Here is a 2,017-nt window from a genome sequence, read left to right as displayed (position 1 = left end):
GTCGGACGGCGGCCGCGCGCACGGGTCCGCCGACCCGCTGTTTCGGATCTCCGACGAGCGCATCCGGGAGTCCAGCGGCCTGGCCGCCTCCAGCCGGCACGACGGCGTCTACTGGACGCACAACGACAGCGGCGACTACGGCCCCGAGATCTACGCCGTCGACGAGCAGGGGCGGACCCTGGCGACGGTGGCCCTGGCCGGCGAGGGGGTCGAAGCCCGCGACTGGGAGGCGGTCTCGGTGGGGCCCGGGGAGGACGGCGAGCCCGCGATCTACGTCGGCGACATCGGCGACAACTTCCAGGGCGGTTGGCCCGACATCCGCGTCTACCGGCTGCCCGAGCCGCGCGACCTCACCGATCAGACGATCCGGGCGCGCACCTACACCTTCGTCTACGAGGACGGCGGCCGGGACGCGGAGGCGATGATGGTCGATCCGCGCGACGGCCGCATCCACATCGTCAGCAAAGAGGTCGCCGGCGGTGTCTACGCGGCGCCGGAGCGGCTGGACCCCGAGGGCGCCAACACCCTCACCCGGGTGGACTCCGCTCCGCTGTACGCCACCGACGCCGCCTTCTCCCCCGACGGCGCCCACTACGCGGTGCGCACCTACTGGTCGGCGAGCGTGCGCGACGCCTCGGACGGCGTCGGCGGCCGCGTCGTCGACCGCGTGTCGCTGCCGGAGTCCGACCAGGGGGAGTCGCTTGCCTTCTCCCATGACGGCGGCGCGCTCCTCGCGGGCACGGAGGGCCCGGACAGCCCGGTGTGGAGCGTCCCGCTGGACCTGCCCGCCGCGGACCCGGAGGACGGCGCGGCCGGCGGCGGAGACGCCGCGGGCGGCACCGGAGGGGGCGCCGGGGAGAGCGAGTCCTCCGACACCACCGCGGCCACGCTGATCTGGACCGGTGTCGGCGTGGCAGCGCTGGTGATCGCGGCCGTCACCCTCCTGGCGCGCCGCGGCTGACCGGGGCCGGCGGGGCGGTTCCGGCGTCGCTGCGGCTGTGCACGCGCAGTAGCCGTTCGTGCCCGGAGCGACTGCGGGGAGAGCGCGCTGGCGCTCTGTGGAGAGCGGGTTCCGTCCACAAGCGCCGACGGAGTGTCCACAGGCTTTCGCGAAACTTGTGGATAACTATGTCCTGATGTCTGTTTGTGCAGCTCACGAGTTATGTCGCTGGTGTGGAAATCATGGATGAAACGTCGGATTCCGCCGGTCTCGCGATCCGAAACCCACAAGCACGTGCAGCGCTCCACACGGCACCGGGCGGCCCCGTTCCGTCCGGTGCCGTGCCGCCGGTCCTTACAGGCCCGCCGCGTCCGCCAGCACCGCCGCCTGGTCGAGCTCGGCGTCACCCGCCCTGCGGTCGCCGATGTTGTAGCGGTCGAAGGCCGATTCGACAGCACGCGCCGCCGACCAGGCCGACAGCCGTTCGGCGGGTTCGCCGAGGATCTCGGCGGCCAGCCCGAAGCGGCGGCGCAGGACCGGTCCGGGTTCGATCAGCCGCATCGGGGAGTCGAGCTGCATGATCAGCGGCCACACGTCGTACCCCGGATCGCCCACCATCGGCTTGGGGTCGATCGCCAGCCACGGCGAACGCCGTGCCGAGAGGACGTTGCCCGGATTGAAGTCGCCGTGCAGCACCACGCTGCGCTCGGCCGTGCGCGGCAGCGACTCCAGAAGCCCGATCGCGGTGCGCACCAGGTGCGGGTCGGCGCCGGGGCGCAGGCGCGGCCAGCGCTCGGCCACCAGCCCGGCCCAGTCGCCGGTGACGGCGTGCAGCGGCTCCAGTGCCGACGCGGGGTCGGGGCGCTCACTCCACAGCTGCGCGAGCACCTCCAGCCCCGCGGTGAGCAGGTCCTCGGGCTCGCCCGCCGCGTCGCGCAGCGTGGAGCCGGGCTCGCAGGTCTCCAGCAGCAGCCCGAATCCGTCCGGGTTGGAACGCAGCAGCCGGATCGCGCCCGCTCCGCTCCACAAGCGCAGCGCCTCCGCTTCGCCCCGGGCCTCGCGGTGCGGGAAGGACAC

Annotated in this window: 2 protein-coding genes; one reads left to right on the top strand and one right to left on the bottom strand. The window is 73.4% G+C overall.

What is annotated here, in order from left to right:
- On the top strand, nt 1-961 hold a 961-nt coding region (locus tag D452_RS0101340; protein WP_017542364.1), incomplete at its 5' end, for a hypothetical protein.
- A 333-nt stretch (nt 962-1,294) separates the two neighbouring features.
- On the opposite strand, the gene D452_RS27480 is transcribed toward D452_RS0101340, so the two are convergent.
- A partial coding sequence (locus D452_RS27480) for an aminoglycoside phosphotransferase family protein (RefSeq protein WP_017542363.1) occupies nt 1,295-2,017 on the bottom strand: 723 nt, incomplete at its 5' end.

This window comes from Nocardiopsis prasina DSM 43845, assembly GCF_000341265.1.
GTDB classification, from domain to species: domain Bacteria; phylum Actinomycetota; class Actinomycetes; order Streptosporangiales; family Streptosporangiaceae; genus Nocardiopsis; species Nocardiopsis prasina.
Note: the sequence above shows the minus strand (reverse complement) of the source record. Positions and strands in the feature narration are given on the sequence as shown.